Genomic DNA, 25,808 nt, shown 5'->3' with positions numbered 1-25,808 from the left:
GGGGGTGTTTAGAAGGGATTTGATATAGCGTTATCAATAACGGCTTTTTTAAAATCAGTGTTGAGCCAATTCTATTAGATTATTTCACAACAGAGTTCTTGCGGGGGAATGATACCATATTCAAATTTTGCATCGACGAGGAAACTGAACTCAAATTACTTGAGGTTGAACACGCAGAGGAATTATTTGCCCTCACCGACTCTTGCCGCAACTATCTTCGGGAATGGCTACCGTGGGTTGATGGGACAAAAACTGTGGAAGATACAAAATCTTTCATCGAAAGTTCCTTAAAATTCTCAGCCAATGACGGATTTCCTGTGGGAATTTGGTATAAGGGTCGCATAGCCGGATGTATTGCCTATCACACGATTGATTGGGATAACCGTTCAACAAGCATCGGTTATTGGCTGGGTGAAAATTTCCAAAAACGGGGGCTGATGACTAAAGCCTGTGGCGCTATGGTACATTATGCGCTGGATGAATTGAACCTTAACCGCGTAGAAATTCGCTGTGGTGTAGGGAACTTCAAGAGTCGCGCAGTTCCGGAAAGACTAGGATTTACCAACGAAGGGACTCTCCGCGAAAGCCAATGGCTGTACGATCATTTTGTCGATCTGGTTGTTTATGGGATGCTTGCTAGAGATTGGCAAATTTAAGTATTAAATAATACAACCGCAGGTTGAAGTCTAGGCAATAATGTTTAGTTAAACCGTATTGCTTCTGGCTTCCCTTTCTTTGTAGGGAGGGGGCTGGGGGCGCGTATTTTTCATTGGTGATGGTGTACTTCGTTCATAGCAACTGCCTCGATTTAACACTGGTGGAATATAAGCAAGGTTTTTGCTATCCCACGGCTAAAGCTTCAGCCAACAAATCCCGGTGCATCAAGGATCTATCTACCAAAGATTGTATTTGATGGGGTGTGAGGGCATCGCCATTTACGTAGTGTTCTAGCCAAGCTTTACTAATTGTGTTAGGGTCATCTGGCAATCGGTCTAAGTCCCACCCCGGCATTGCTAATTCTTCCATCAACAGGTTAACTTTGGGGTCATAGCTAAGGGCAAAGCAGCGACATTCTTGGGATGCGGCCATAATTAGGCTGTGGAATCTCATCCCAATTGCCATTTCTACGCCTTGAAATAATCCTTTTAATTCTCTGGGGTCTTCTAGAGAGAAAATATGATTGGGGCCGGGTAGTTGCGATGCAATTGACTGCGCGATCGCATAATCTCGATTGAGTTGAAATGGCACCAGTAAAATGCAGGTTTCGGTTGCTTTCTGAAAGTCTATCAGGGCGCGGGTGAGATTATTAAGCCGAGTTGGAGTAAGTTGGGGATGCGATCGCAATGTTACGGCGACTCTGGGCGCGGGTAAGTCCCAAAGTCCTTTTACTGGTAGCGAATCTAACGCCCAAACTGGATCGGGGGCGATAATCGAGGATATTTTCCAATTTCTCAGTAGGGTAGCAGAAGCGCGATCGCGTACACTTACAGCACTACAACCAGCAAAAGCGTTTCGCGCCACCCAGCGAGTCAGCTGGCGATTTAAAGGGCCAATTCCCTGCGCCCAAGCAATAGTTTTCAAACCTTGTTGCTGCGCCAATCCCATCAATCCCGCATAATATAGGGGGCTGACGGCGCTGGTAGCATCTTGGATTAAACTACCTCCACCCCAGATAAACACATCTGACTGGCGCAAAGCTTTTAGAACTGGAAAGAAAGCCTTGCGCGAGAAGGTTTCAACATTGTAGCGATCGCGTGTCTTTTTTGGGTCGCCTGACAATACCAAAGGCAACACATTATCTGGTAACATTTGCAACAGCGAAGCCAGCAACGCCTCATCGCCTGCATTCCCCTGCCCATAATATCCGCAACATACTGCTCGAATCTTTTTCATGCTGAAACTTTACCAGCAAACCTGAGCTGTAGGATAGTAAAAGCTAGTAGCTAGAAGCGAAAAATTTTACAAGGATTAATTTTTCTTCCCCAATCCCCAATCCCCAATCCCCAATCTAAGATTAATTGTTCTTCCCCAATCCCCAATCCCCAATCCCCAATCCCACATCTTCCATGCACGCACTCTCAATTCCCACTTGGATTATTCACGTCTCCAGCGTCATTGAGTGGATCGCCGCCATTTGGCTAATCTGGACTTACGGCGAAATTACTCGCAACCGGGCGTGGTGGGCGTTGTCCTTTGCCATGCTACCAGCTTTAGTCAGCGCCATGTGTGCCTGCACCTGGCACTTTTTCGACAACCCCGAATCCCTGGATTGGATAGTCACCCTCCAAGCGGCGATGACGCTAGTTGGTAACTTCACCCTCTTAGCAGCTGGCTGGTGGATTTGGCGCACATCACGAGTTGCTAATTCCGCCCTACCCGTTAATCAAAACAATTCACCATCGCCCCTAAAAAGTCAAGATAATGATTTCTAAAGAAACCCTTTTTGCACTTTCTTTATTTCCCTACCTAGGCTTTCTCTGGTTTCTCACCCGCAGCAGACAAATGCCACGATTAGCCTTAATTGGCTTCTACATGACATTGGTTTTTGTTGGTGTCACCATTCCGGCTGGAATTTACGCCAAAGTTGCCTATGCAGAGTCCTTAGCAAATGTCGATTGGTTGCACGGTGGTGCAGAAGTTTTCTTGACGCTTTCTAATATTTTGATTGTCCTGGGTTTCCGCCAAGCAATACTACAAATTCGCCAAGAATCTAGGTAAGAGTAATTTATGATTTTTTTAAATTTATGTATTCTAAATTACTCTTCCGTGGCGCTCTTTGATGTATATTTAGATAATGGAAATCTGCTTCAAAAAAATATTACGGACTAGTTCTTCCTCATCGAAATCAGTATATCAGAAAAAAATGCTTGAAGTCTAGGGGTTAAAACAAAAAATTTGTTAATTATTAGTTATTAGCCCTTAGTCACCAAACCTTCTAACTGACTAATGACTGCAACCTACTAAACCCGCCTAATAGAAGTATCCATACAACTACAACCAGCCAGTGAATTATTACCGGAGTCCACAGAGAACCACTCTGGAAATAGGCAAGAGTACAGATAATTCCCAGAAGTGCAGCTAAGAGTAGAAAAACCGGATCAAAAAACGTTTTGAGTCCCTCTGGATAAAAGGTTAAAGCATTAAGGGGATGATAAACAATAAAAGCTACCAAGCTGATACATCCCCAAAACCACAGAGTAACTCTTAAAGCATTTTCTGTGGGATGAGGGAGGAGTAAAACGCGAAAAAATACCTCTTCTGTTATCGCAGGAAACAGCAGACATTTTGCTATGACACCGATAACAATCTCCCACGAGGTTTGTACCTCAATTTTTAGAAATCCCAACTTCAATCCAATGGGTAAAGAAATTAAGGCATATATTACTACCAGTGCAGCTGAATATAGCCAATCTGAGGCGTTGGGTAACTTAGAGAAAGCAGCAATGAGACGATCGAAGAGTTCAAATGACATCAAGAATATGCTTTAAGGTGGATGTAAATAAATTAACAATTTTTAGGTTAAAGTGGGAATTAGTATTCCCATAAAGCAATTATTGAATTGAAAATAGACAATTATAAAATTGAGAGAGTATAGCGTTTCTCCGTTAGGTGGAATATATTGCGTTTCTAACGTTTGGTAGAGGAATGACAATGCCATGATCGTAAAGATGTATCTCACCAATTGAGAATTAGTATACAAACTTTAATTATTTATATTATTAAGCAAAGTTGCAAAGATTCCTCTGGATGGGAATCTATATCTGTTGGAAGAGATATCGGTAAAAATGCTATGACAAACTACTAAGTAGATTTGAAATCGTTTGAGTAGGAAAAATTCAAGAAAGCGATTTTAGGAGGGAGATTATGGGAATAGGCGATCTATTTAAAAATATACCTGGTGTGAACCGAGAAGGAGGCGATCGCGACAGGGAAGATAGAGAACGCGATCGCTATCGTAATGATGACAGGGAATATCGGGAAGGCGATCGCGACAGGGAAGATAGAGAACGCGATCGCTATCGTAATGATGACAGGGAATATCGGGATCGCGATGATGATGATGACAATGGCGATCACAAGTACAGATATCGCGATCGCGATAATGATGATGATGACGATGGCGATCGCGAGTCCAGACATCGCGGTGAATATCGCGATCGCGATGATGATGACGATGATGACGATCGTAAGCATGGACATCATCGCAAACACGATGACGATGACGACGACGATTAAATCTTTTGGCTTGGATTAATAACTGTGGAAATGAATTGAATGGCGTTAGCTCAATAGCTGACGCCATTTCTGCTTAAAATGAACCAAGACAAAACTTTTAATTTGGAAAGCTGTCATAGACAGGGACAAATTGATGCAGAACCCATCAGCGCCACCGGAACAGATCCGCGCCCATGTTTTCGTTTCTGGAATCGTTCAGGGAGTTGGTTATCGATACTCAACAGCACAACAGGCTAAGTATTTGGGGGTCAGCGGTTGGGTGCGAAATCTTCCCGACGGGCGGGTAGAAGCCGTTTTTGAAGGAACGCAGGATATTGTCGAGGAAATGATTCGCTGGTGTCACCAAGGGCCAGCCGCTGCTGTAGTTAAAGATGTGGCGGTTGAATATCAGACACCGGAAAGATTGCGCGGGTTTGAAATGAGAGGATAGGTAAGATTCTAACAGGTAGCGATCGCTCCACTGCGACGGCGATCGCCTGCGCCTTCAATCAATCCTTCTGAATTTTCCATAACTGTATGAACGCCACCAAAAAACATATTTTTCTTTTCCCATAAAACTAATTCATTGCTAGAGGGAAGCGCCAGTTTTTTTATTTCCGGCTGGCTGAGTCCTGGTTCAATATTGAAAATATTGTTTTCCCAATGAACGCGGGGACTATTCACCGCCGCATTAACATCCATTTGAAAATCAATAATATTGGAAATAACTTGTAATATTGCCGTTCTAATCCTATTAGAACCACCAGAACCTAGAACAATTTCTGGCTGATTATTCTTAAGTACCATAGTTGGTGCCATCATGGATGAAATCCGGGTATTTTCTGCCCATTCATGGAAACCATGCGGATTTAAATCTGCTTCTCCCAGCATATTATTAACCATGATGCCAGTTCCCGGAATTACATAAGAAGATCCTTCACCGTGGGTAGTAGTAACACTAGCCGCATTTCCTTCGCTGTCAACAACGCTGATATGAGTAGTGCTTCCCCATTTATTGACAATTTCGGTTAATTGAGGTTCGTAGATAGCAATATGCTCATCAGATAAAAAACTTTGGACAACATCTTCTTGATGAGTATTAGCATTGTATCTATCTTTTCTCGCATCATTAGTTAAACGCATCACATTAGCCAGTATTTCTAAATGGCCACAACTGCCAAAATCAATGCCAGCTAAATTAACTTTTGAAAGTAGTTCTAAAGCAAAAGCAATGAGTATTCCGCCAGAACTAGGAGGAGGATTAGTCAAAAATGTATTATCGCGGTAATTGATAACCAAAGGTTGTCTCTCGATAACCCGATAATTTTTAAGGTCTTCTAAGGTTAAATAACCGCCATAATCTTGACAATCTTTAACTAATCTTTGTGCAATTTCACCCTCATAAAATTCTCTAATCCCATTTTCAGCTAGATAAGTTAAAGTATTAGCCAAGTTTCTCATATATACTGTTTCTCCAGACTGAACAAGTTCCCCGCCAGGAGTAAAAACTTGTTGCATTTCTGTAGAGAAAAGCATTATGGGCTTGAGAATTGTCAAGCAGTAATATGAATAATCATTGATTTTTACTCCAGTATTTGCATAGCGAATTGCTGGTTCAGCAACGACCTTAAAAGGCAATCTACCTAGTTTCTGGTGAACGTGGAAAACTCCAGCGATATTTCCTGGTACAGCCATTGATCCAAGACCAATGTGAAACTCTTGTAAGGCACCGCCAAAGTTAATTTTAACCGGATAAAAATCAAGATTATCCTTATTCTTTTTCTGGCGTGGCGTTTGCGAGAAAAAGTCAAATAAAGTATTTTGATTATCTTTAGTATGGGCTAAAAGAAACCCACTACCAGCTGCCGAGGTAAGCGCAGCCTCAGTAACAAAAGAAGCTAACATTGCCGCCGCCGCCGCATCAAAGGCGTTCCCACCTAAGCGAAGCATTTCAATCCCTGCTTCGGCAGTTTGCTCATGTCCAGCAGCAATCACACCGTGAGTTTTTTTAGACATAGATGTTGAATACCAAGAGCCAGAGTGAATAGAAGCTAGGTGGTAGATATATCTAGCACTCTACATCAAGTAAATTAAACTTGGAAAGCCTATCCCTCAGACGACAATGCTGCTAGATTTTAGGCAAAAACCTTAATTACTTGTTCGGAAGACTGGATAATCTTCGCTTACGTAAACTTTCTGCTAGGGATGCTGGGTCAAGACCAGAATCCCGATAAGCCTGTATTGCACGCTCTCGCCATTCCAAATTAGCCTCACCTGGAAAACTACGTCTTAGGTCACGGATAACAGAGATTGCACTTTCTGCCCACGCTCTAAATTCTTTTTGATTCCAGTAACAAACATCTGAAGTATGAGGCTTAGCACCATCCTCTATGCTTTCGCAAGGTGTGATAATTACCGGGATAATTTCTGCATCACTACGAAGCTGAACATTAGCTTTAATCCAGTTAGGATGTGAAGCTACTTGTCTAACTTTGGTTGCTCCTAGTGGTGATTTTTGGCTATTAACTGAATGGTCTTCAAATACAATACAAAAGCCATCATCAGCCATCCAGTAGGGATCGGGAGCCGCGTTTGATTCAGAATTCGCTGCTTGATACCCCAACAGACGACCTAATCTTTCATGGCCGTCTTCAAAAGCTTTAGAATCTTCCTGAGAGTCTTTAATTCTATCCAAATTCTCAAGAATTGTTTTAACCTCAGCTTCAAATTTAGTATTATTGGCAGTACCGAGTTCTGACAGTTGTGCTTCTAATCTTTCAATTACAGCAGTTAGTCTCGAAGCATCAGTATGATTCTCTTGAGTAACTCCAATATTTATACGAGAGAGTTCATAGAGCCATCGGATTTCAGTTGTCTTAGCAGCTCGCTGGAAGAAATCACGTGCAACGCTCTCCATAGAAGTAATTCCATTTTTTGTAGCGATCCAAGCTGCACTTCCAGCTAAATAGTACCAAAAGGCTCTATAGCCTTTAACCTCATCTCCACTAAGCGAATTTAAGACAGAACGACACTCTTCAACTGCTTTCTCATAATCACCATTCCAAAGTGCATATTGATATCTCAATTCGTGAAGAACAGCACTTTTTAATTTGTCTATGCCTGGGAGTTGAGATTGTTGAAGTGTGTCTCTAAGAGAGATTATTTCTTCTTCTGCCTCATTCCATTCTTCCTTATGTTCTAGAAAGATACGCAGATTCTCAAGAAAGTTTTTTGCTTCAACATCTTTAGATTGTTCATTTCCAAACTCAACTTCAGCTTGAACTTCTGGATGCAAAAATGGTCTTTTGTCCTTATCAAGTAAGAATTTATTCAATTCGTCTCCAAGGACTATTACTGCGGCATAGTCGTTAGCCGCTCTCGTACAACGTCCGACTGCTTGGACAATTCGAGTTAAAATTCGGTCATTGAAGAGAATGGAGGCAGGCATTCGGGTTACAAGAAATTTTTCTTGAAGATTCGTTGCCCGTTGCAATCCCTTCACAATTAGAAGGCGGCATTCATCGCCAGCCAAATCAATACCATCATAACGGTTTGCAACTACTGCAACAGCTTTTGCTGCTAATACAAAAGGCTGCTTCGATTGTTCAATCTGAACCGCGTCAAATATTTCGTAACCAGTTTCTTTAGGTATTTTATCTTTGAATTCAGTAGCGGTATGTTCATTTGGAACTAGCACAAGAGACCTTGGTGTTTTTCTCATCATCTCGATGGCAAGGTTGAGCGCAGGTTTTTCATCCAGGCATCTTTCTGGGAACAAGAACAATCGACGACCAATAGCCTGCTTATCCCATCCCTCTGGAACTGACAGACGGACTATTTTTTCTACACCTGAAACCCGTTCAAGCTCTCCCCCTTCTCCTAATGTTGCGGACATATAAAGGCGTTGTTTAGCATTAGAAAATGGCTTATGACTACGAGTAGGTGGCAAAATAGGACGTATCAATATAGAGCTAAAGCTACTGTATATATGACATGAAAATAAATGATTTTTCAAAACTGACCAAGAATACTGTAAGCCAGTTTGATCCTTAATATGCACATCAAGTATTGCAGTAATTTCTCCAAGCCTATCGTATAGATGAGGGGTTGGAATCTTTTCAACCCATTGGGTATCTCCAATATCATCACATTGGCCAGATAATCGACGATAGTGTTCATCCGATACAATTCCATGTATAGCCGAAACTAGAGCTTGAAAAAGAGCGCTATGCTCTTGCTTATCTCGTTCTATCAAAAGAGACCAATATTTTGCTATATAGTTTTCAGCAGCATGGGCATCATCAAGAATTATTAGGTCTGCGTTATTTAAAAATGGATTTGTGTTAAATAAACCGCTATATGTTGTAACGGCAAGTGTTTCTGCATTTGTATACTCAGCCTTGATAGCAGGAGAGTACTCAGATTGTTTACCAACAAAGGCATTTGCCTTGATTCCATATTTGCTTAGTGATTGCTCAACTACTTGATTGACAAGCTGACGAGTAGGGCATAAATATACTACTCTCTCGTTAAAGCGGCGACGACGCCATTCTCCAATCAGAAGCGCCACAAGAGTTTTGCCACTACCAGTTGGAAGCTGTAGGGCAACGTCTGAGGCATCGAGAACTTGCTGCTTGCAATATTCTCTAAGTATGTCAGCTTGGTGGGAAAGTAGCCCTTCTACTTCTCGATTTCTCAAATCTCGGAAAAGTGCTTCAGGGGTCTCGGCGGATATGCTGGAGTGACGTATTTTCTTAAATGCCATGTTTTTCTTTAGATATGCGGGGTGGTTCAACAGGTGCTCCCATTGCCTGAACCGCTAAAGATTCATCACAGCAAGGGCGAATTTTTCTAAATAGTGAAAATTTGAGACATTTTTTAAGTAACACCGATTGAATCTTGCCGACCTTACCCTAGTTTAGAATATTTTATTCAGCGCGATCGCGTCTCTGCTGCTGGTACGAACGCGATCGCTTAACCTCAAATTATCGATTTTCATCCGATTGGAAAGGATTTTCACCCACACCTAGCTGCTTTTTCGTCGCTTCCAACTGTTGCCAAAGCGTCTCGATGTTTTGAAAAGCCTGTTCAATAGAAATTTTTCCATTGGTTGCCAAACCACTAATCAAAGTCACCCGCTGAGCAAATTCCTGTAAATTAGCATTAAATACTAAATTTTCTGGGTTTACATCACCGTAGTAGCGAGGTTGAGGATATAAAAAATTAGAAGTAGTTAACATTATGACTCCCGCTTTATTAGATTCTGTATGTTTCCTACTACTATCACTCAGGAATCCTATCGGGATAAGTGATGACTAATTAAAAAAAATGTGACAAGTATCAGCATATTGAGTGCTGACAATCAGCTAGTAAATGTGATATTTAACAACTCAGTGAGTGACAGCAGTCACAATAAAATTATCTTGCAGAAGGTTAAAAATTAGCGATCGCTCCCACTATCCCTAAGAAAGCGATCGCCTAAAATAAACTCAGGCAATAGTTTTTGAGGAAGTATAAAATATGTCTTTGCAAGAATTAAAAAATCAGGCATACAAGTTATCGGTAAGCGATCGCTTAGATTTGGTGAACGCGATCGTCGAGTCGCTTAGGCGCGAACTCAGACCTCGCCCAAATTTAGAAGGAGTAGTCGAGCGGATGATGGGAGTAGCGAAAACAGATCAGCCACCCCCAACGGATGCCGAAGTTGAGGCAATGTTAGAAGAACGATTGGTGGAGAAATACTTGAAATGAGGGTATTGGTAGACACTAACATTCTTCTGGATGGCTTTCTAGAACGAGAACCATTTGCAGACGACGCTAGAACTTTATTCGAGATTACCCGCTCTCGGCGCATCGCTGGGTATGTTACCGCAACTACCATTACTGATATCTTTTACATTGTTAGAAGACAGGCGCGGAGCATAGAACGCGCTAGACAAGCTGTTATTGACACGTTAGCACTGATGGAAGTTTGTAGTGTTGATGGTGACATATTGGAGAGCGCGATCGCATCTCCATTAACAGATTTTGAAGATGCGGTACAGTTAGCTTGCGCGATCGCTAACAATCTTGATGCAATTATCACCCGCGATACGGAAGGTTTCGCGGGTGCTATTTTCCCAATTTTGTCAGTTGGTGAATTATTAGAGCGACTGTCTTAAACTAAACAAGCGATCGCACAAATTTATCTAACCTATCCATCCCCTTTTCAATCGAAGTCATATCTGTTGCATAAGATAGCCGGACGTGATCATCTGCACCAAAAGCAATCGCAGGAATCGCCGCAACTTTCTGATTTTCTAACAGTTTGTCGCAGAATTCTAGAGAATTTAAACCAGATTTGCTGATGTTGACGAACAGATAAAAAGCGCCGTCTGGTTTGGCACAGGATAAACCGGGAATAGCGTTAAGTCTTTGCAACATCACCTGCCGACGTTCGGCAAAGGCGAGGCGCATTTGTTCCACACAATCTTGAGAACCTTCTAAAGCTGCGATCGCGCCGAACTGTGCAAAAGTACACACATTCGAGGTACTGTGACCTTGAATGGTGGACACAGCTTTAACCAACTCAACTGGTGCGGCTAAATAACCAATGCGCCAACCCGTCATTGAGTAACCTTTAGCAAAACCACTGCTGATAATTGTCCTGTCAAAGACTTCGGGACTGACTGCACCGATACTCAAGTGCTGCGCGTCGTCGTAGATAATCTTTTCGTAAATCTCATCGGAGACAACGAGAATATCTTTTTCCACCACCACTTCTCCTAAAGCTTTAATCTCAGCTGGCGTATAAACAACACCAGTGGGATTACAAGGCGAATTGAGGACAAAAAGCTTGGTTCTTGGTGTGATTGATGAGCGAAGTTGCTCTGGCGTAATTTTATAACCAGTGGAAGCGTCTGTCGGCACAATTATCGGGGTACCGCCTGCCAAAATCACCATTTCCGGATACGAGAGCCAGTAGGGAGATGGGATAATCACCTCATCCCCACCATTCAGCAGCGCCATCATCAGGTTATACAAGGAATGCTTGCCGCCGTTGGTGACAATAACGTTTTCAGGTGCGAAACCCAGGTTATTGTCCTTTTGTAGCTTGCGGGCGATCGCTTCCCTTAATTTTGGTTCTCCAGCAGCTGGCCCGTATTTGGTTTTACCCTCGTCCAAAGCTTTTTTGGCAGCAGCTTTGATATGTTCTGGGGTGTCAAAATCTGGTTCCCCAGCGCTGAAACTACAAACATCTATCCCCTCTGCCTTCATCGCCTTGGCTTTGGCTGCGATCGCCAACGTTATAGAAGGCGTTACCTGACCAACTCGTGCTGCCAGCTTCATGCTTACCCCACTTTCCAGACTAACTTAGCGATACGTTGCTGTTGGGCAATACGCCAGAAAGCGATCGCTACCCCAGCAACTCTATAGTCTTTCAGAGTATCTCTCAATCAGGCTTCAGATTGGCATTTTTTTTACTTTTTAATTTTAAAAATGAGATATATGACATTTTTTATAGCTATATAAAAATCCAATACGTGCCGAATCATAAATTTTACTTTTCTTTTGCCTCTACGGGTAAGGGGTGATACTCTGGCTTTTTGCCTTATAGCCGCATTTGGTAATCTTTTTCTGGAGTAGTAGGGGACTACGCCCCTGCTACCCAAGAAGCCGAGCAGAAGCGCCTATGGCTTTATCAAGCAATAGTTACATCAGGTGAGAGATAGACATCCTGAATGGCGTTAAATAACTTCACCCCTTCCTCAAAAGGACGCTGGAAAGTTTTGCGACCGGAGATTAAACCACAGCCACCAGCGCGTTTGTTAATTACGGCGGTGCGGACGGCTTCGGCAAAGTCATTTTTACCCGATGCACCACCAGAGTTAATTAACCCAGCGCGACCGCAGTAGCAATTTAGTACCTGGTAGCGGGTAAGGTCAATTGGGTGATCGGTCAACAGGTCGGTGTATACTCGGTCGTTAGTTTTGCCGTAACTTTCACCAGTAGCTTTAGCAACAGCAGCATATCCGTGATTGTATTCGGGAAGCTTTTGTTTGATGATGTCGGCTTTAATTGTCACGCCCAGATGGTTTGCTTGAGCTGTGAGGTCGCCTGCTAAGTGATAGTCTTTGTCTTGTTTGAAAGCATTGTTGCGGAGATAGCACCACAGGATAGTTGCCATACCCAATTCGTGGGCGCGTTCAAAGGCTGCGCTGACTTCTTGAATTTGGCGAGTTGATTGTTCTGAACCAAAGTAAATAGTTGCCCCGACAGCGACCGCCCCTAAATTCCAGGCTTGTTCGACAGAGGCGAACATTATCTGGTCGAATTGATTGGGGAAAGTCAGCAATTCATTATGATTGAATTTCAAAATGAAGGGTATTTTGTGGGCATATTTGCGAGAAACAATGCCCAAAACGCCAAGGGTGGTGGCAACAGCATTACAACCAGATTCAATCGCCAGTTTAATGATATTTTCGGGATCGAAATAGATCGGGTTGGGTGCAAATGATGCCCCTGCGGAGTGTTCAATTCCTTGGTCTACTGGGAGAATGGAGAGATATCCAGTATTAGCTAAACGTCCGGCAGAATACAGTTGCTGAAGACTACGCAGCACTTGGGGGTTGCGATCGCTGGCTGCAAAAATCCGGTCTACAAAGTCCGGCCCCGGCAGGTGCAGCATATCTTTGGAAACTTTTGCCTTAAAACTGAGAAGGTCTTCTGCTTCTTTGCCTAGTACAGACTCTAGGGAATTAGGTACAGATAGTGTAGCGGTCATAGCAGTTTTCCTCAAAAATTTGTTTTGCTGGGCGGTGCATACCTACCTACCTATTAAGCAAGTCAAAAGTTAAAAGAATGAAACTCTGTTTTGGTAGGAATTTTGACTAATAACCATCTGCAAGTTAAACGTCGAATAGCTTACAAATTAGGGTAACACTTCAAGCTTCTAACTCCTCTTGCGAGGGAAATCCGTGCTGTTCTCTGCCCGGAGGTCCGTCGTATTTTTTTGACGTTTTGTAGAGTTCAAAGCGTCCATCAGCAGCATAACTAGCATAACGCGATCGCATAGCTTGCATTTCCGCTTCTTTCATTGGCGTGAAACTCCGCGCAATATTCAAGTTCTGGCGCAGCACTTGTAGAGAGTCAATACCGCTGACGGTAGTAGCAACCGGAAGGCTCATTGCATAGCGTAGCGCTTCTTGCACGGTGACAACGCCTGCTTTAACTGGTTCGCCACTACCACCCAAACTTTTCATCCCAATTGCAGCAATACCGCGTTTATTGAGTTCGGGTAGCACTTGCTTCTCAAAGCTGCGAAAAGAGGAGTCAAAACAATTCAGTGGTAGTTGAACGGCATCGAACGGATAATTATAAGAAAGCATTTTCAGATGAATTGCCGGATCTTTGTGACCTGTGAAACCGACAAAACGAACTTTCCCCTGACGCTTGGCTTCGTCTAAAGCCTCCATGACACCACCTTTGGCGAAATGTCTTTCCGGGTCGTTGTCATAAACAACTTCGTGAACTTGCCACAAGTCGATATAATCTGTCTTGAGTCGCCGCAAAGATTGCTCAAGTTGTTGCATAGCGACTTTGCGATCGCGTCCGTGCGTGCAAACTTTTGTCATCAGAAATGCTTTGTCTCGCCTACCTTGCAGCGCCTTACCCATCCGTTCTTCACTCACGCCTTCGTTATACTCCCAGGCGTTGTCTAGAAAGGTCACGCCAGCATCGAGTGCTTCTTGAATAATGCGGATGGCTTCTTGTTCGTCTTTGGGAACGCCGATGTGAAAGCCGCCTAGTGTCAGCGCCGAAACTTCGACACCTGTGCGTCCGAGTTTGCGGCGCGGAATTTCCCCAGCTTGGAGTGAAATTGTCTGATCGGGTTCGGCAGCATTGACTTGTGCATCTGGGTGTAGCAAGATCCGATCTGCGATCGCTACTCCTGCGCCGAGAACTCCGAGGCGTTGCAGAAACTGTCTGCGTTTCCAGCTTTGTGCCTCTCGGTGGCGATTTTCCCCTGATTGATCGTCACGTCGATCTGCCATTGAGTTATCCTGCTTAAGTTCACCCAGTTTTGCTTCAGTGTTAGTTTTTTTGTTACTTTAATTTCACCTATCTTTAGACAGGTTATTTTATTTTTCTAAGGGCGAAATCGCCCCTACACGCAAATATGGTTTTCCTATGCACCGCCGCCTTTGTCACTGTGGCAACTGTTAATCTTGAGAAATTAGTAAGTTTTTATACAAATTTACTGGATAAACAGCCGCATCCATATATCCCAAATGTTTATGCAGAGTTTCAGTTTCCTGGCTTACGTTTGGGAATTTTTAAACCGAAACTCACCCACTCTGAGGAATTTGGAGCGGTAAAAAGTGGAATGAGTTTGTGTTTAGAAGTAACTGACTTGGAAGGCGCGATCGCTCACATTACTGCTCTGGGTTTCCCGCCACCAGGCGATATTTTATCTGCATCACACGGTAGAGAAATCTACGCTTACGATCCAGATGGCAATCGCTTGATTTTGCACCAATCCCACTAATAAATTATAGGTGCTGAGTTAAGTCAGCAAAGCAGTAAAAACTCACAATTAACATTAGCACTGCCATTACCTGAGAAACTCGCGGATGATGAGATGGCGTGAGTGCTTCTCTTACTAAAATTGATCCTGCCGCTCCCACCATATAGCTCAAACCCAGCACCAAGTAAGGCCACTGCTGATTTATCTCCCAAGCCATTATTAAAACAGTGGCAACTGTTAACATGATTAGCTCAATAAATCGCGGAGGACTGTACTGGCTAGAAAAAACTAAAGCTCGCCACCAAGATTGCCAAATTCTCATATTCTAATTATTACTTATTAGTTATTGGCCAGGGTTAATCCTAATTAGCAATTAGTCATTACCATAGTCTAAAGTTTTAACGTTTGTTATCTACTCATAGGTGCATCTGGCGGTTGGTTATTAGGTAATATTTGCTGGTTGTGCTGCTGCAAGTAGAATAAGGCTTCTTGAGTCTCCACTTGGGGAAACTCTTCATAGAAGCGACTGACACTGAGGAAAGGTTCGGGCGTTTCTAGGATAATAGCGCGATCGCACCATTGCAGCAGCCACTCGCTCAAACCCTGTGGTGCTACTGGCGAACAAACCCAAATTTCGGCAGGATTTTGGGCTTTCACGGCAGAGGCGGCAGCTGCTATTGTCATGCCAGTGGCAATACCATCATCAACCAAAATAGCGATCGCACCCTGAGCGCTAACAGGTAAGCGACTGGAAGAAAGCTTACTCTGTAGGGCAATAGCTTTATCTTGGGCTTGCCGCAACGCCGCTTCCAGCACAGTCTGCTGGTTTTTGCGACGCTTTGGCTGACACCATAGCACGTGTCCATCTGACGTGACAGCACCGATGGCAAGTTCCGGGTTTTCCGGAAAAGTAATTTTTTTGGCGACAAGAATATCCACAGGACAACCCAGACTGCGTGCCACTGGTACAGCCACAGGGATACCGCCGCGAGGCAGCGCGTAAATGATAGGTTGGCTATTAACTCCCTGCGCCTTGAACTGGGTAAACTCAGCTATAACGGACTGAGCTAGCTGCTCTCCGGCGTGGATGCGATCGCGAAACATGGGGGCAGATGACATGGCACCCTCCAGAATTCGGTACTGCGCTCGCCTCCTATAATGGCTGATTTTGGCTTTTGGCGCAGCTACTCCCTACTCCATCAAAAGTAAGAACTATCAATCCTTAAGCGTGAAACAAGTTTCAGCCTTGAGCGAGTATTGCTACGATAATTTCGTGAAAGCACGATATAGCCACAGATTCATGTCCAGCGACGAGCAACTTAGCCTTTTTGACTCCTCAGACGTCGGTGCATCTGCCACACCGCAAAATCAAGCATTAATTCCCACAAGTGCCAAAATCCCCATTCCTCCCGGCACCTATCAAACAATGGCGCAAATGGCAGAGCATTGTAACCAATGCCACCGCTGCGGACTGGGAGAAAACCGCACTCACGCTGTGGTTGAACGCGGCAATCTTCAAGCACCAATCATGATTGTCGGCGAAGCACCAGGACAAAATGAAGATGAAACCGGGTTGCCATTTGTCGGGAAATCTGGGCAACTGCTGGAGAAAATTTTAGCTGCTGTGAAGCTGAACACCGAACAGGATGTATACATCTGTAATGTGAACAAGTGCCGTCCACCAAACAATCGCCCGCCAACAACTGAAGAAATGGCAGCTTGTAGACCTTATTTGTTAGAACAAATTCGTATGGTAGACCCGAAAATCATTCTTTTGACGGGTGCTACAGCTTTAAAAGGTTTAACTGGCGATAAACGAGGCATTACCAAAATTCGCGGCACTTGGATCGAGTGGGAGGGACGTTTATGTATGCCGATTTTCCACCCAGCATACTTACTTCGCAATGCTTCGCGAGAACAAGGCAGTCCTAAATGGTTAATGTGGCAGGATATTCAAGCTGTTCGTGCCAAATTAGATGAAATCCGCAACAACAATTAATTAATTTTCCCAACGCGGCAGTCTTGCAGCCAATTGCGAACAGCTTGGCCAATGATGCCATTACTGCTATCTCGCGGCGGCGAGGGCGGATCTCCTTCGGGATAGGAGCCAATACGGGAAAACATCGTTACCAACCTCCATCCGTCCTCAGTTTGAGTTAGAAACAGCCAGTGATATTGCTGTAATTGAATTGGCTTTCGGGCTGTATATCCTCGTTCTAAAGTTGTGATGAATACCTGTTTAGGAGCTGTTGTGGTTATGTCTGCGCCAGGGTCTGAGGTATAGGGGCCAGGGCCTAGGGTAAGGGGCGCAAATTCTGGTCGTCCGGCGATGATTACAGAACTGGAGAGATTTGGTTTTCTGTTTAGTCGTCGAGAGCGTTGACTGACGCGATTGGCATAACTGGGTAAATCCCGAATTAGTAAACTTGTTAAGTTTTCTACATCGGTTGGACAACTCGATTTCTGTGGAGGCGGCGTTTGCGCGATCGCTTTTTCAGAGCAAAAGGCAATCATGCAAAGGCAAAATGTAGCGATGCGAAATTTCGCGTCTCTACATAACTTATTGTGACTTCTATAACTCATCGCAAATTCTCGCCCAAGCAGCAGCAGGATCGGCGGCGGCAGTAATCGGTCGCCCAATCACGAGATAATCAGCTCCAGAAGAGAAAGCTTGGGCTGGGGTAAGACTTCGCTTCTGATCTCCCGCTTCTGCCCAACTAGGGCGCACTCCCGGACAAACAAACAGAAAATTATCGCCGCAAGTCTGCCGCAGTTGTTCCACCTCCTGCGGCGAACAAACTGCCCCATCCAGTCCCGCCTCTTTTGCTAACAAAGCCATATGTAAAGCATATTCTGGCAATTCCAGGGGAATTTTAAGCTCAAATGCTAATTGCCGCGATGTGATACTTGTCAGCAGCGTTATGGCAATTAACTTGGGTGGCGGACACCCTGCGGCTTCTGCGCCTTCCTGTAGGGCTGCTGCTGCTGCCTGTAGCGCACTTTTACCACACGTAGCATGGATAGTGAGCAAATCTACGCCATAACTCCCCGCAGCGCGACAAGCCCCGGCAACGGTGTTAGGGATATCGTGAAATTTCAGATCCAGAAAAATTCGCTTTTGTCTGTTTTTGAGCAGGGTGAGAACTTCAGCACCAGTGCTGACAAATAGTTCTAGACCAACTTTAAAGAAAGTTACTTCCGGCAACTTGTCAATTAAAGCGATCGCTTCCGCTAGACTCGGAACATCCAAAGCAACAATAATTTTCTCGCTGTTTGACATGATTTTGTGGGGGCTGGGGGCTGGGAATTGGGGACTAGGAACTGGGGACTAGAAACTGGGGACTAGAAACTAGGGGCTGAGGCGTAGGGACTAGGTAAGACTTTTTCCCAATCCCCAATCCCCAATTCCCAATCCCCAATTCCCATTACCCAATTAACCGCACAGACTTATTTTTCCCCACCTGCAAAACCCGTCCGTCCAACTCAGAGGGAGAATCAAAAGTGAGATTCACGTCAGACACGCGCTCGCCATCTAACTTTACCCCTCCTCCCTGAATTTGTCGCCGCGCTTCCGTCCCACTGCTGCACAAACCGCTTTTTCCCAGAATAAAGAACAATTTAGCCGGAAAATTCACCTCTTTTAGCGAAAATTCTGGTACAGCTTTAGCGGAATTTGTGTTTCCTGCTGTAATTGCCTTTGCGTCGCGCACAGCAAGTCTTGCTGCATCTTGCCCGTGGTATTGAGAGACAATATTGACAGCCAAAACTTGTTGGTATAAGCGTGGTTGTTCCAGCAAACCATCCAGCGGTAAAGGTAAATTTGTCAACAACTCAAAATACTGCTCTAACAGATGATCCGGCGTTTTTTCCAATTTCTGATACATCCAGAGCGGATCTTCCGATAATCCCACATAATTGCCCAGGGACTTCGACATTTTCTTTTCACCATCCGTCCCGATTAAAATCGGCATCAGCAAACCAAACTGAGGCATCTGACCGAAATGGCGTTGTAAATCGCGCCCAACAGCAATATTAAACTTCTGATCCGTCCCACCCAACTCCACATCAGCTTGCACTGCCACAGAATCGTAGCCTTGCATCAACGGGTAAAGGAACTCGTGCAGAAAAATCGGATTTTCCTTCTCATAACGTTCGGCAAACCCCTCCTTCGCCAGCATTTGCCCTACCGTCATCGTCGAGAGCAACTCTGAAATTTTTGACAAATCAAGCTTTGAAAGCCATTCGGCGTTGTAGCGAACTTCCAACCGTCCCGGCGTGTCAAAATCCAGAATTGGACGCACCTGCTCCAGATAAGTTTGAGCATTTTGCGCCACTTCCTCAGATGTTAACTGACGGCGTACCTCAGATTTTCCGGTAGGGTCGCCAATCCGGGCCGTAAAATCCCCAATAATTAAAACAGCTGTATGTCCGGCATCCTGAAAAGCACGCAGCTTCCGTACTGGGATACTATGACCCAAGTGGATATCCGATCCAGTCGGATCGATTCCCAACTTCACCCGCAAAGGTCGGTCAGTTTGCGCTAATCTTTGAGCCAAAGAAAGAGCAGCGTCATCAGAATCAGGCTGGTCGGGGAAAATTTCACTAACCCCACGATATAACCAAGTGAGGTTTTGGGGCATTTTTGAGGATACACTAGCGGTCATGATGCGCCAAACTAAATCGGATGTGGAAATCGACCCCTATATTTGTATTTTATGCAAATCCAAGGGTAAACAAGTTTATTATAATTTGCAAAAATTGTATAAAGTCTCCATGCCAATTGGACAAAATTTAGTAATGGGCTGCACTTATGATGCTAAAACGTAAACGTAGGATTTTTTTGTCACACTTACAAAAGCGATGTTGTTTTGCGACCACCGCAAATGCTTACCACCTTCCCAGTCACTGCTAAAATTGTCCCCACCATCCTGCCGCGAGTGGAAAGTTCTGTAATCTAGATAAGCAAAGCCATCCCAGTCGCCCAATCATCCAAGATCCCACATTTTTTTAGTGAGGAAGTGAAATCACCGTGTCGTCTAGCACTATTCAAGACAAACAACCGAGAAGAGAGCCATCAGCCCCGATAGTTCAGTTCATGCAGGGAGTCGGTAAAGCAACAGGCGGAACCCTCCTGGGCATCACCATGCTGACCAGTTCGGTTGTCGCTGGGGGACTGGTTGGTTTAGCTATCAGCTTCCGTAACCTACCCGATGTGCGGGTTCTTCGCAGCTACATCCCCACAGAAACTTCTTACATTTACGACATTCAAGGCAAGCACCTAGCTTCGCTCCACGGAGAAGCCAATCGCGAAGTCGTACCCCTTGATAAAATTTCCCCTGAACTCAAGCGGGCGGTTCTAGCGATTGAAGATAGCCACTTCTATTTGCACCAAGGCATTAACCCCAATAGCGTTGGTCGCGCCTTAAAAGCTAACTGGGAAAAAGGCAACGTTGTCGAGGGTGGCTCGACAATCACCATGCAGTTGGTGAAAAACCTTTTCTTGTCTCGCAAGCGGACAATGAGCCGCAAAATTGCCGAAGCGGTGCTAGCAATTCGGTTAGAACAAATCTTTAAGAAAGACCAAATTTTAGAAATGTACCTCAATCAGGTGTATTGGGGTCACAACAACTATGGTGTTCAAACAGCATCTGAAAGCTACTTTAACAAGAAAGCCGCCGATCTAGACTTAGCTGAGGCGGCAATGTTGGCAGGAATGATTCAGGCTCCGGAAGACTACAGTATTTTCGGGAACTACAAGCAGGCAAAGCAGCGCCAAACACAGGTTTTGGGTCGGATGCGCGAGTTGGGATGGATTACTGAGCAAGAGAGAGCAGCCGCTGTTAAGCAAGAAATTAAACGGGGTCAGCTGACCTCGTGGCAAACCAGCGAACTGCCTTATATCACAGAAGCGGTTGTTGCGGAGTTAAATGAGCGCTTCGGTCGGGATGCGGTGCTAAAAGGCGGTATGCGAATCCAGACGACCATCGACTACAAGTTCCAACGTATGGCGGAACAAAAGGTGAGTCGTTGGCATAGAAGACTTCAGGGTTACGGGCTTTATAACAACCAAATTGCTCTGGTATCAGTCGATCCTCGGACGCACTTTGTAAAAGCGATGGTGGGCGGGGTTAGTTACGATAAAAGCCAGTTCAACCGTGCTATCCAATCCCGCCGACAGCCGGGATCTGCCTTTAAGCCATTTGTTTACTACGCGGCTTTTGCTACGGGTAAGTATTCGCCCTACTCCACCGTCTACGATACGCCAGTTAGTTATCGGGATGGTGGCGGCTACTACTCTCCCCGAAACTACGGTGGTGGTTACTCTGGGGCGATGAGCATTCGCCAAGCGCTCATGGTTTCCGCTAACGTTCCGGCTGTGAAGCTTGGGCGGGCTGTGGGGCTGGATAAGGTGATTGAAATTTGCCGGACTATAGGCTTTAAGAGTCCGATTGAACCTGTAATTTCTTTGCCTTTGGGAGCGATTGGTGTTACGCCTTTGGAAATGGCGGGTGGTTATGCCACTTTTGCTAGTAATGGTTGGTACTCTCCCCCAACCGTTATTGTCCGGGTCACGGATAGTAGTGGCAATGTGTTGCTCGATAATACTCCTAAACGCCGATTGGTTTTAGACCCGTGGGCTAGTGCTTCGCTGACAAGCGTGCTGCAAGGGGTAGTTACTGGAGGTACTGGGAAAAACGCACAAATAGGACGACCCGCAGCTGGTAAGACTGGTACGACTTCCTCTGAGAAAGATGTTTGGTTTGTAGGCTATGTCCCGCAACTGTCTACGGCTGTTTGGATTGGGAAGGATAATAACCGGAGTTTAGGCGGTGGTGTAACGGGTGGCGAATATGCGGCTCCCATCTGGCGCGATTTTATGTCAAGTGCTATGAGTGGTGTTCCGGTGAAGTATTTCCCCTCGCCTAACAAGTTTCCGCGCCCTAGATAAGAATTTTAGATTTTGCGGGGGCGAAGGAGTTTCCCAGCCTCCGATAATTTTGGATTTAATCCAAAGTCTTAAAATTCTTGTATTGTTGCATCTAAGATTGTTAGTGTTGGGTTCCACTTTCTTACCGCTAGGCGGAAGCAAGCTACAACCCAACCTACAAAATGAGAAATTTAGGAGGCAGAAAAAAGTAAAATTCTTGCATCCAAAATCGTTATGTTTGCTTTTCTAATTCGGATTTCATCCGCTCTAAGGTGAGGTTCATTTGGTCGAACATTTGAGTTGGGGTAATGCCAAATTGACCAAGCTGAGTGTTAAGCTGTTCGACTGTCATTTGAGCCATGAAGTCATCAGATAGCTCGAATCGCTTCATAAAGATGCGATAGCGATCCATCATGGCTTCCATTTTCTCAATAAAAATCTTTTTACCTTCGCGGTCAAATTTACCGTAGTGGCTTCCCAATTGTATTAGGGATTGATAATCTTCAAACAGCTGCTTGGCTTCTTGTTGAACAATTTCGGAGTCAAAAAATCCCATAGCCTTTTTATCTTCCCGTCAATGGGCTTCCCCAGTCAGGGGAAGTTTTACTGCTTTGAGTATCATTTTAATGCAGTGCAAACTTTACGATATATTCGGTTTTCCGTATTATCGGCGATCGCTCTCCAAATCGGAAATCACTTTTTCCCAATACCATTTGTCGGATTTACCGGGATGTCTCCGCTTTGCGTAAGCTAATAACCGTTCTGCTGCCGCTCTATCTCCGCTCAACAGCCTTAGTAACTTGTTCTCTAGCTGTATGTTGGATTGTCTGCTTTGACTTCGGCTGGCTTGCTTTTGGGACGATGGTGAGTGGCGAAACCTTCCCAAAAGTATTGTCACCAGCAAAATGAAGATAAGAAAGACGATAACACCGATTGCCCAATGTGGCATCGCCATCACCTGGTTACGATGAATAATTTTTTAGTAAAGCATACTCAGTAGCGATCGCGATCGCTCATGCTCCAAGTAAGAAAATCCCTATCATGGAATTGGATGGAGAAGCGTTGCGGTAGCGCTATAGGCGTATCGCTATGTCTTTTGAGGAAAGAGGAGTTAACCTCAAAATGTTGACACAAAAAAATCGAAAAGTTGCCGCACTTCTGGCATTTACCGGAGCGATAATCCCGTTTGCTGGCTTTCACAAGTTTTATCTGGGACAGCCGCTTTGGGGAGCAGTTTATTTGCTGTTGTCGTGGGGAACACCTATCGCTCGAATTGCCAGCGCTATTGAAGGAATCTGGTATTTATTCCAAGATGGGGATGAATTTGACCGGAATTTTAATTTAGGTGTAGAATCACTCACTGAGTCAGTTGGCGTGGCGACTAACTCAGTGAGTGCGATCGCTGATGCTTTGCGTCAACTGGATAGTCTACGCCAAGAAGGGCTAATCTCAGAGTATGAATTTGAGCAAAAGCGCCGCCAATGTCTGGATCGAATGCGGTAGAAAGGAGTCAGTAGGCGAGAAAAATTTTAAAATATTGGGTGCGATCGCTAAATTTACCAAAAAATGGCACTTTTTGATTGGCTACCATTGGCGACTCGACTGCGCCCAGAGATAAACTCAAATCGACAGTCAATCCGGGCGCGGATTTTGGGAGATCCTTACTATCGGCTGCAATCCACTGAAGAAATTGCGATCGCAGTTAGTCTTGGTATCAAAATTGATGTGAATCAGGCAAGTGTGGATGACTGGCTGAGACTACCTGGGCTATCAATTCATCAAGCGCGATCGCTCGTTTCCCTAGCCCAGTCTGGAGTACAATTTCTCTGTATAGAAGATATTGCTGCGGCACTAAGTATGCCGATATTGCGATTAAAACCTCTGGAGCCACTCTTGAGGTTTTGTTACTACGACGATTCTCCCTCCACACCGCAACTGGTGAACCCTAACACAGCATCTATCGAGCAGCTAATGCTTCTTCCAGGTGTTGACTTGATTCTTGCCAGAGCAATCTTTTCAAATCGTCGCGCCGCCGGAGCGTACCGCAACCTGGCTGATTTTCAAACTAGGCTATCACTCCCTGGACAGATGACAGCGCAGTTAATGCACTATATGAGGTTTTAGTCAATAGCAAAAGTGGGCTCGGACTAAATGGCGCTATACAAACAAAGTCTGCTCTCGTTAGGCTTTGTTTGTATAGCCGCCACTAAGCGCTAACGCGCAGGCTCCGCCAACAGTCGTCAGGTATTTTGGCTGACCATTAAGCACGACTAATGCGACTGGGAGGCCAAAAGCGGAAAAAGGCGCGACCAATGACATTTTTCTGAGGCAAAAATCCCCAAACATGGGAGTCATTGCTGTTATTACGATTATCTCCCATGACAAACAGATGGCCTTCAGGCACCACCCCTGGCCCCCAGTTATATTCTGGAGGTTCTGCGATGTAGTCTTCCTGTAGCGGAGAGTTATCCAGGTAGACCTTGCCATTTTTAACTTTAACAACGTGACCGGGCGTGCCAATCACTCGTTTAATGAAGGCTTGGTCTTTGGCGTAGCCTTGAATTTGTAATTTTTGGGGAGGGTCAAAGACGACAATATCACCTTGGTTAGGTGCGTGAAAACGGTAAGAGATTTTTTCTACCACCAAGCGATCGCCCACTTGCAACGTCGGCAGCATAGAATCAGAAGGAATATAGCGAGGTTCTGCGACAAACGTCCGAATCAACAGCGCCAAACAAAGGGCAATCAGCAAAATTTGCAAATTTTCCGCCACTTGCTGCCATATCCGCAACTTTAGCGAAGTCTTACCCGTATTTCCACCGGGCATTACACCCTTCGAGTCCACTGCTTTAACGAGGTTCGATTCGCTTAGCTTCTGATTGACTCCATCCTCAGCAGCATCCCCCTTAGCTGCAACCGGAAGCTCCACTTCCGCCGCACTCGATGTAGCAAAATCTTTTTCCTCAGATGTCATAGAAGTTTCAGCTAAAAATATTTGGCGTTAAGAGCCATAAAAACAGTCTGACCGATTTTGGTCAAAAGCCAACATACCACGCGACCTCTGGTTTAGATCCATTGGATTACAGCAGGCTGTAATATTTCTCAACCTTCAAATACTCTTTTTGTTTTACCAAAATAATGGGTTTAAAGCCCCGCACTTTCAAGGCGGCTTTTATTTATCTTAATGTTTTATCTGCAATATTGTGCCGTAAAATCACATCATGTTAGTTAGAGAAGCCAAGTTTAAAAACGGAACAAAAGAGCAATACTTAGCTCTTGATGATGCTGTTCGTACCGCCCAATTCATTAGAAACAAGGCAATCCGGTACTGGATGGATAACCGAGGTGTAAGTAAAGCCGATTTGTACTCACTGTGCAAAAATTTAGCCGCCAAGTTTCCTTTCGCCAAAAAGTTAAACTCAGCCGCCAGACAAGCCAGTGCGGAACGTGCTTGGGCTTCTATTTCTAACTTCTACTCCCGATGTAAAAAGGGCGATAAAAAGAAAGGTTATCCCCAATTTAAAAAACATGGTCGTTCTGTAGAATACAAAGTCTCCGGATGGAAGCTAGCCCAAGATTGTGAAAGTATTAACTTCACGGATGGCTTCGACATTGGGACTTTATCTCTATACTGCAATAAAGCAACAAGGATTGACCTTCACACCCTTAAAATTAACCGCGTGCGAGTTGTGCGTAGGGCAGATGGATATTATGCTCAATTCTGCTTTGATGCTGACCGGAAAGAATCAGGGGAATACACAGGCAATGTTGTCGGCTTGGATCTGGGGTTAAAATACTTCACCAAAGACCAGAACGATAATGCTGTTATCTATCCCCAGTTTTTGAGAAAGTCTGAGCGCCGACTAAAAAAAGCTCAAAGACGGTTAAGTAAAAAATTTGTAAAAGGTGCAAAACCGCAATCAAACAACTACCATAAAGCACGAGAACGACTAGGTAGAGTTCATCTTAAAACCTCCAGGCAGCGTAAAGATTGGGCGATAAAGCTTGCCCGATGCGTAGTTCACTTTAACGATGTGATTGTCTACAGGGTTATTTCATTCTAAATAGGTCTTTAAGTATGTTAAGACTAAAGCCAGCGAGACGTTGTGCTTGAGCCATGTTTTGGAAACCATAGCTACGATACAGATTGAGTGCGAA

At 44.6% G+C, this 25,808-nt stretch carries 28 protein-coding genes and 1 pseudogene; 13 read left to right on the top strand and 16 right to left on the bottom strand.

Annotated elements, in window-relative coordinates:
- The first annotated feature begins 116 nt into the window (after window positions 1–116).
- A complete protein-coding gene (locus tag H6F63_RS23240) occupies window positions 117–656 on the top strand; it encodes a GNAT family N-acetyltransferase (protein ID WP_190639918.1) in 540 nt (179 codons plus the stop codon).
- 184 nt (window positions 657–840) lie between these two features.
- On the opposite strand, the gene csaB is transcribed toward H6F63_RS23240, so the two are convergent.
- Window positions 841–1,893, bottom strand: a complete 1,053-nt coding sequence (csaB, locus tag H6F63_RS23235) for a polysaccharide pyruvyl transferase CsaB (RefSeq protein ID WP_190639761.1) — start codon at window positions 1,891–1,893, stop codon at window positions 841–843.
- 173 nt (window positions 1,894–2,066) lie between these two features.
- Between csaB and H6F63_RS23230 the strand changes: the two genes are divergently transcribed.
- Both H6F63_RS23230 and H6F63_RS23225 read left to right on the top strand, forming a co-directional pair.
- The gene (locus H6F63_RS23230) at window positions 2,067–2,432 is read left to right on the top strand and encodes a DUF2499 domain-containing protein (RefSeq protein WP_190639917.1); all 366 of its coding nucleotides are present in this window, start codon (window positions 2,067–2,069) and stop codon (window positions 2,430–2,432) included.
- A complete protein-coding gene (locus H6F63_RS23225) occupies window positions 2,422–2,718 on the top strand; it encodes a DUF3593 domain-containing protein (protein ID WP_190639760.1) in 297 nt (98 codons plus the stop codon). Before H6F63_RS23230 ends, H6F63_RS23225 begins: the two co-directional genes overlap by 11 nt.
- 217 nt (window positions 2,719–2,935) lie before the next feature.
- Here H6F63_RS23225 and H6F63_RS23220 read toward each other — a convergent pair whose 3' ends face one another.
- Window positions 2,936–3,472: a CPBP family glutamic-type intramembrane protease gene (locus H6F63_RS23220; protein WP_190639759.1), complete on the bottom strand. Its 537-nt coding sequence runs from the start codon at window positions 3,470–3,472 to the stop codon at window positions 2,936–2,938.
- 392 nt (window positions 3,473–3,864) lie between these two features.
- Here H6F63_RS23220 and H6F63_RS23215 point away from each other — a divergent pair, with 392 nt between their 5' ends.
- Both H6F63_RS23215 and H6F63_RS23210 read left to right on the top strand, forming a co-directional pair.
- The gene (locus H6F63_RS23215; RefSeq protein WP_190639758.1) at window positions 3,865–4,236 is read left to right on the top strand and encodes a polyribonucleotide nucleotidyltransferase; all 372 of its coding nucleotides are present in this window, start codon (window positions 3,865–3,867) and stop codon (window positions 4,234–4,236) included.
- 133 nt (window positions 4,237–4,369) lie between these two features.
- Complete coding sequence (locus H6F63_RS23210) at window positions 4,370–4,666, top strand: acylphosphatase (RefSeq protein WP_190639757.1); 297 nt, start codon at window positions 4,370–4,372, stop codon at window positions 4,664–4,666.
- An 8-nt stretch (window positions 4,667–4,674) separates the two neighbouring features.
- Here H6F63_RS23210 and ggt read toward each other — a convergent pair whose 3' ends face one another.
- The 3 genes from ggt to H6F63_RS23195 form a co-directional block, all read right to left on the bottom strand.
- Window positions 4,675–6,231, bottom strand: a complete 1,557-nt coding sequence (gene ggt, locus H6F63_RS23205; protein WP_190639756.1) for a gamma-glutamyltransferase — start codon at window positions 6,229–6,231, stop codon at window positions 4,675–4,677.
- Between the two features lie 136 nt (window positions 6,232–6,367).
- Window positions 6,368–8,980: a DEAD/DEAH box helicase gene (locus tag H6F63_RS23200; RefSeq protein ID WP_190639755.1), complete on the bottom strand. Its 2,613-nt coding sequence runs from the start codon at window positions 8,978–8,980 to the stop codon at window positions 6,368–6,370.
- A 220-nt stretch (window positions 8,981–9,200) separates the two neighbouring features.
- Window positions 9,201–9,455 (bottom strand): hypothetical protein, encoded by a 255-nt coding sequence (locus H6F63_RS23195; protein WP_190436370.1) that lies wholly within the window; start codon window positions 9,453–9,455, stop codon window positions 9,201–9,203.
- Between the two features lie 280 nt (window positions 9,456–9,735).
- Between H6F63_RS23195 and H6F63_RS23190 the strand changes: the two genes are divergently transcribed.
- Both H6F63_RS23190 and H6F63_RS23185 read left to right on the top strand, forming a co-directional pair.
- Window positions 9,736–9,966, top strand: a complete 231-nt coding sequence (locus H6F63_RS23190; RefSeq protein WP_190639754.1) for a hypothetical protein — start codon at window positions 9,736–9,738, stop codon at window positions 9,964–9,966.
- A complete protein-coding gene (locus H6F63_RS23185; RefSeq protein WP_190639753.1) occupies window positions 9,963–10,376 on the top strand; it encodes a PIN domain-containing protein in 414 nt (137 codons plus the stop codon). The genes H6F63_RS23190 and H6F63_RS23185 overlap by 4 nt, the downstream gene beginning before the upstream one ends.
- Window position 10,377: 1 nt before the next feature.
- Here H6F63_RS23185 and H6F63_RS23180 read toward each other — a convergent pair whose 3' ends face one another.
- The 3 genes from H6F63_RS23180 to H6F63_RS23170 all read right to left on the bottom strand — a co-directional run bounded on the left by H6F63_RS23180 (window position 10,378) and on the right by H6F63_RS23170 (window position 14,249).
- On the bottom strand, window positions 10,378–11,544 hold the full coding sequence (locus tag H6F63_RS23180) for a pyridoxal phosphate-dependent aminotransferase (RefSeq protein WP_190639752.1): 1,167 nt from the start codon (window positions 11,542–11,544) through the stop codon (window positions 10,378–10,380).
- 352 nt (window positions 11,545–11,896) lie between these two features.
- Window positions 11,897–12,979, bottom strand: a complete 1,083-nt coding sequence (locus tag H6F63_RS23175; RefSeq protein ID WP_190639751.1) for a class I fructose-bisphosphate aldolase — start codon at window positions 12,977–12,979, stop codon at window positions 11,897–11,899.
- Between the two features lie 160 nt (window positions 12,980–13,139).
- Window positions 13,140–14,249 carry an aldo/keto reductase gene (locus H6F63_RS23170; protein ID WP_190639750.1) on the bottom strand — a complete coding sequence of 370 codons (1,110 nt, stop codon included), beginning with the start codon at window positions 14,247–14,249 and terminating at the stop codon, window positions 13,140–13,142.
- A gap of 125 nt (window positions 14,250–14,374) precedes the next feature.
- Here H6F63_RS23170 and H6F63_RS23165 point away from each other — a divergent pair, with 125 nt between their 5' ends.
- A complete protein-coding gene (locus H6F63_RS23165) occupies window positions 14,375–14,743 on the top strand; it encodes a VOC family protein (RefSeq protein ID WP_190639749.1) in 369 nt (122 codons plus the stop codon).
- Window positions 14,744–14,747: 4 nt separating this feature from the next.
- Here the strand turns inward: H6F63_RS23165 and H6F63_RS23160 are convergent, their stop codons facing one another.
- Window positions 14,748–15,044 carry a hypothetical protein gene (locus H6F63_RS23160; RefSeq protein WP_190451165.1) on the bottom strand — a complete coding sequence of 99 codons (297 nt, stop codon included), beginning with the start codon at window positions 15,042–15,044 and terminating at the stop codon, window positions 14,748–14,750.
- Window positions 15,045–15,130: 86 nt separating this feature from the next.
- Window positions 15,131–15,841, bottom strand: coding sequence for a phosphoribosyltransferase family protein (locus H6F63_RS23155; RefSeq protein ID WP_190639748.1), 711 nt, complete (start codon window positions 15,839–15,841; stop codon window positions 15,131–15,133).
- Window positions 15,842–16,022: 181 nt separating this feature from the next.
- On the opposite strand from H6F63_RS23155, the gene H6F63_RS23150 reads away from it, so the two are divergent.
- Window positions 16,023–16,721, top strand: coding sequence for a uracil-DNA glycosylase (locus H6F63_RS23150; protein ID WP_190639916.1), 699 nt, complete (start codon window positions 16,023–16,025; stop codon window positions 16,719–16,721).
- On the opposite strand, the gene H6F63_RS23145 is transcribed toward H6F63_RS23150, so the two are convergent.
- From H6F63_RS23145 to tyrS, 3 genes are all read right to left on the bottom strand, one after another.
- Entirely contained in the window at window positions 16,718–17,305 is a 588-nt protein-coding gene (locus H6F63_RS23145; RefSeq protein WP_199298229.1) for a hypothetical protein, read from the bottom strand. The two genes, H6F63_RS23150 and H6F63_RS23145, sit on opposite strands and share 4 nt — an antisense overlap.
- The gene (gene pyrF / locus H6F63_RS23140) at window positions 17,295–18,002 is read right to left on the bottom strand and encodes an orotidine-5'-phosphate decarboxylase (RefSeq protein ID WP_190639747.1); all 708 of its coding nucleotides are present in this window, start codon (window positions 18,000–18,002) and stop codon (window positions 17,295–17,297) included. Before pyrF ends, H6F63_RS23145 begins: the two co-directional genes overlap by 11 nt.
- 145 nt (window positions 18,003–18,147) lie before the next feature.
- Window positions 18,148–19,386, bottom strand: coding sequence for a tyrosine--tRNA ligase (gene tyrS, locus H6F63_RS23135; protein WP_190639746.1), 1,239 nt, complete (start codon window positions 19,384–19,386; stop codon window positions 18,148–18,150).
- Window positions 19,387–19,751: 365 nt separating this feature from the next.
- On the opposite strand from tyrS, the gene H6F63_RS23130 reads away from it, so the two are divergent.
- Entirely contained in the window at window positions 19,752–21,671 is a 1,920-nt protein-coding gene (locus H6F63_RS23130) for a PBP1A family penicillin-binding protein (RefSeq protein WP_190639745.1), read from the top strand.
- A 211-nt stretch (window positions 21,672–21,882) separates the two neighbouring features.
- Here H6F63_RS23130 and H6F63_RS23125 read toward each other — a convergent pair whose 3' ends face one another.
- Entirely contained in the window at window positions 21,883–22,206 is a 324-nt protein-coding gene (locus H6F63_RS23125) for a DUF1825 family protein (protein WP_190425108.1), read from the bottom strand.
- Between the two features lie 108 nt (window positions 22,207–22,314).
- Window positions 22,315–22,599 carry a hypothetical protein gene (locus H6F63_RS23120; RefSeq protein WP_190639744.1) on the bottom strand — a complete coding sequence of 95 codons (285 nt, stop codon included), beginning with the start codon at window positions 22,597–22,599 and terminating at the stop codon, window positions 22,315–22,317.
- A gap of 173 nt (window positions 22,600–22,772) precedes the next feature.
- On the opposite strand from H6F63_RS23120, the gene H6F63_RS23115 reads away from it, so the two are divergent.
- The gene (locus H6F63_RS23115; protein ID WP_190639743.1) at window positions 22,773–23,153 is read left to right on the top strand and encodes an NINE protein; all 381 of its coding nucleotides are present in this window, start codon (window positions 22,773–22,775) and stop codon (window positions 23,151–23,153) included.
- A gap of 63 nt (window positions 23,154–23,216) precedes the next feature.
- A complete protein-coding gene (locus tag H6F63_RS23110) occupies window positions 23,217–23,774 on the top strand; it encodes a ComEA family DNA-binding protein (protein ID WP_190639742.1) in 558 nt (185 codons plus the stop codon).
- A gap of 136 nt (window positions 23,775–23,910) precedes the next feature.
- Here the strand turns inward: H6F63_RS23110 and lepB are convergent, their stop codons facing one another.
- Window positions 23,911–24,477, bottom strand: a complete 567-nt coding sequence (gene lepB / locus H6F63_RS23105) for a signal peptidase I (RefSeq protein WP_199298244.1) — start codon at window positions 24,475–24,477, stop codon at window positions 23,911–23,913.
- 394 nt (window positions 24,478–24,871) lie between these two features.
- On the opposite strand from lepB, the pseudogene H6F63_RS23100 reads away from it, so the two are divergent.
- A pseudogene (locus H6F63_RS23100) lies at window positions 24,872–25,696 on the top strand (transposase); the annotation flags it as partial.
- Window positions 25,697–25,808: the final 112 nt, after the last annotated feature.

The sequence above is a fragment of the Trichocoleus sp. FACHB-40 genome (assembly GCF_014695915.1).
GTDB classification, from domain to species: domain Bacteria; phylum Cyanobacteriota; class Cyanobacteriia; order Cyanobacteriales; family FACHB-T130; genus Funiculus; species Funiculus sociatus.
Note: the sequence above shows the minus strand (reverse complement) of the source record. Positions and strands in the feature narration are given on the sequence as shown.

Excerpts from the sequence above, each read along its gene's own strand:
- csaB (WP_190639761.1), bottom strand. The coding sequence starts at position 1,893 with ATGAAAAAGATTCGAGCAGTATGTTGCGGATATTATGGGCAGGGGAAT.
- H6F63_RS23230 (WP_190639917.1), top strand. The coding sequence starts at position 2,067 with ATGCACGCACTCTCAATTCCCACTTGGATTATTCACGTCTCCAGCGTC.
- H6F63_RS23225 (WP_190639760.1), top strand. The coding sequence starts at position 2,422 with ATGATTTCTAAAGAAACCCTTTTTGCACTTTCTTTATTTCCCTACCTA.
- H6F63_RS23220 (WP_190639759.1), bottom strand. The coding sequence starts at position 3,472 with ATGTCATTTGAACTCTTCGATCGTCTCATTGCTGCTTTCTCTAAGTTA.
- H6F63_RS23215 (WP_190639758.1), top strand. The coding sequence starts at position 3,865 with ATGGGAATAGGCGATCTATTTAAAAATATACCTGGTGTGAACCGAGAA.
- H6F63_RS23210 (WP_190639757.1), top strand. The coding sequence starts at position 4,370 with ATGCAGAACCCATCAGCGCCACCGGAACAGATCCGCGCCCATGTTTTC.
- ggt (WP_190639756.1), bottom strand. The coding sequence starts at position 6,231 with ATGTCTAAAAAAACTCACGGTGTGATTGCTGCTGGACATGAGCAAACT.
- H6F63_RS23200 (WP_190639755.1), bottom strand. The coding sequence starts at position 8,980 with ATGGCATTTAAGAAAATACGTCACTCCAGCATATCCGCCGAGACCCCT.
- H6F63_RS23195 (WP_190436370.1), bottom strand. The coding sequence starts at position 9,455 with ATGTTAACTACTTCTAATTTTTTATATCCTCAACCTCGCTACTACGGT.
- H6F63_RS23190 (WP_190639754.1), top strand. The coding sequence starts at position 9,736 with ATGTCTTTGCAAGAATTAAAAAATCAGGCATACAAGTTATCGGTAAGC.
- H6F63_RS23185 (WP_190639753.1), top strand. The coding sequence starts at position 9,963 with ATGAGGGTATTGGTAGACACTAACATTCTTCTGGATGGCTTTCTAGAA.
- H6F63_RS23180 (WP_190639752.1), bottom strand. The coding sequence starts at position 11,544 with ATGAAGCTGGCAGCACGAGTTGGTCAGGTAACGCCTTCTATAACGTTG.
- H6F63_RS23175 (WP_190639751.1), bottom strand. The coding sequence starts at position 12,979 with ATGACCGCTACACTATCTGTACCTAATTCCCTAGAGTCTGTACTAGGC.
- H6F63_RS23170 (WP_190639750.1), bottom strand. The coding sequence starts at position 14,249 with ATGGCAGATCGACGTGACGATCAATCAGGGGAAAATCGCCACCGAGAG.
- H6F63_RS23165 (WP_190639749.1), top strand. The coding sequence starts at position 14,375 with ATGGTTTTCCTATGCACCGCCGCCTTTGTCACTGTGGCAACTGTTAAT.
- H6F63_RS23160 (WP_190451165.1), bottom strand. The coding sequence starts at position 15,044 with ATGAGAATTTGGCAATCTTGGTGGCGAGCTTTAGTTTTTTCTAGCCAG.
- H6F63_RS23155 (WP_190639748.1), bottom strand. The coding sequence starts at position 15,841 with ATGTCATCTGCCCCCATGTTTCGCGATCGCATCCACGCCGGAGAGCAG.
- H6F63_RS23150 (WP_190639916.1), top strand. The coding sequence starts at position 16,023 with ATGTCCAGCGACGAGCAACTTAGCCTTTTTGACTCCTCAGACGTCGGT.
- H6F63_RS23145 (WP_199298229.1), bottom strand. The coding sequence starts at position 17,305 with ATGAGTTATAGAAGTCACAATAAGTTATGTAGAGACGCGAAATTTCGC.
- pyrF (WP_190639747.1), bottom strand. The coding sequence starts at position 18,002 with ATGTCAAACAGCGAGAAAATTATTGTTGCTTTGGATGTTCCGAGTCTA.
- tyrS (WP_190639746.1), bottom strand. The coding sequence starts at position 19,386 with ATGACCGCTAGTGTATCCTCAAAAATGCCCCAAAACCTCACTTGGTTA.
- H6F63_RS23125 (WP_190425108.1), bottom strand. The coding sequence starts at position 22,206 with ATGGGATTTTTTGACTCCGAAATTGTTCAACAAGAAGCCAAGCAGCTG.
- H6F63_RS23120 (WP_190639744.1), bottom strand. The coding sequence starts at position 22,599 with ATGCCACATTGGGCAATCGGTGTTATCGTCTTTCTTATCTTCATTTTG.
- H6F63_RS23115 (WP_190639743.1), top strand. The coding sequence starts at position 22,773 with ATGTTGACACAAAAAAATCGAAAAGTTGCCGCACTTCTGGCATTTACC.
- H6F63_RS23110 (WP_190639742.1), top strand. The coding sequence starts at position 23,217 with ATGGCACTTTTTGATTGGCTACCATTGGCGACTCGACTGCGCCCAGAG.
- lepB (WP_199298244.1), bottom strand. The coding sequence starts at position 24,477 with ATGCCCGGTGGAAATACGGGTAAGACTTCGCTAAAGTTGCGGATATGG.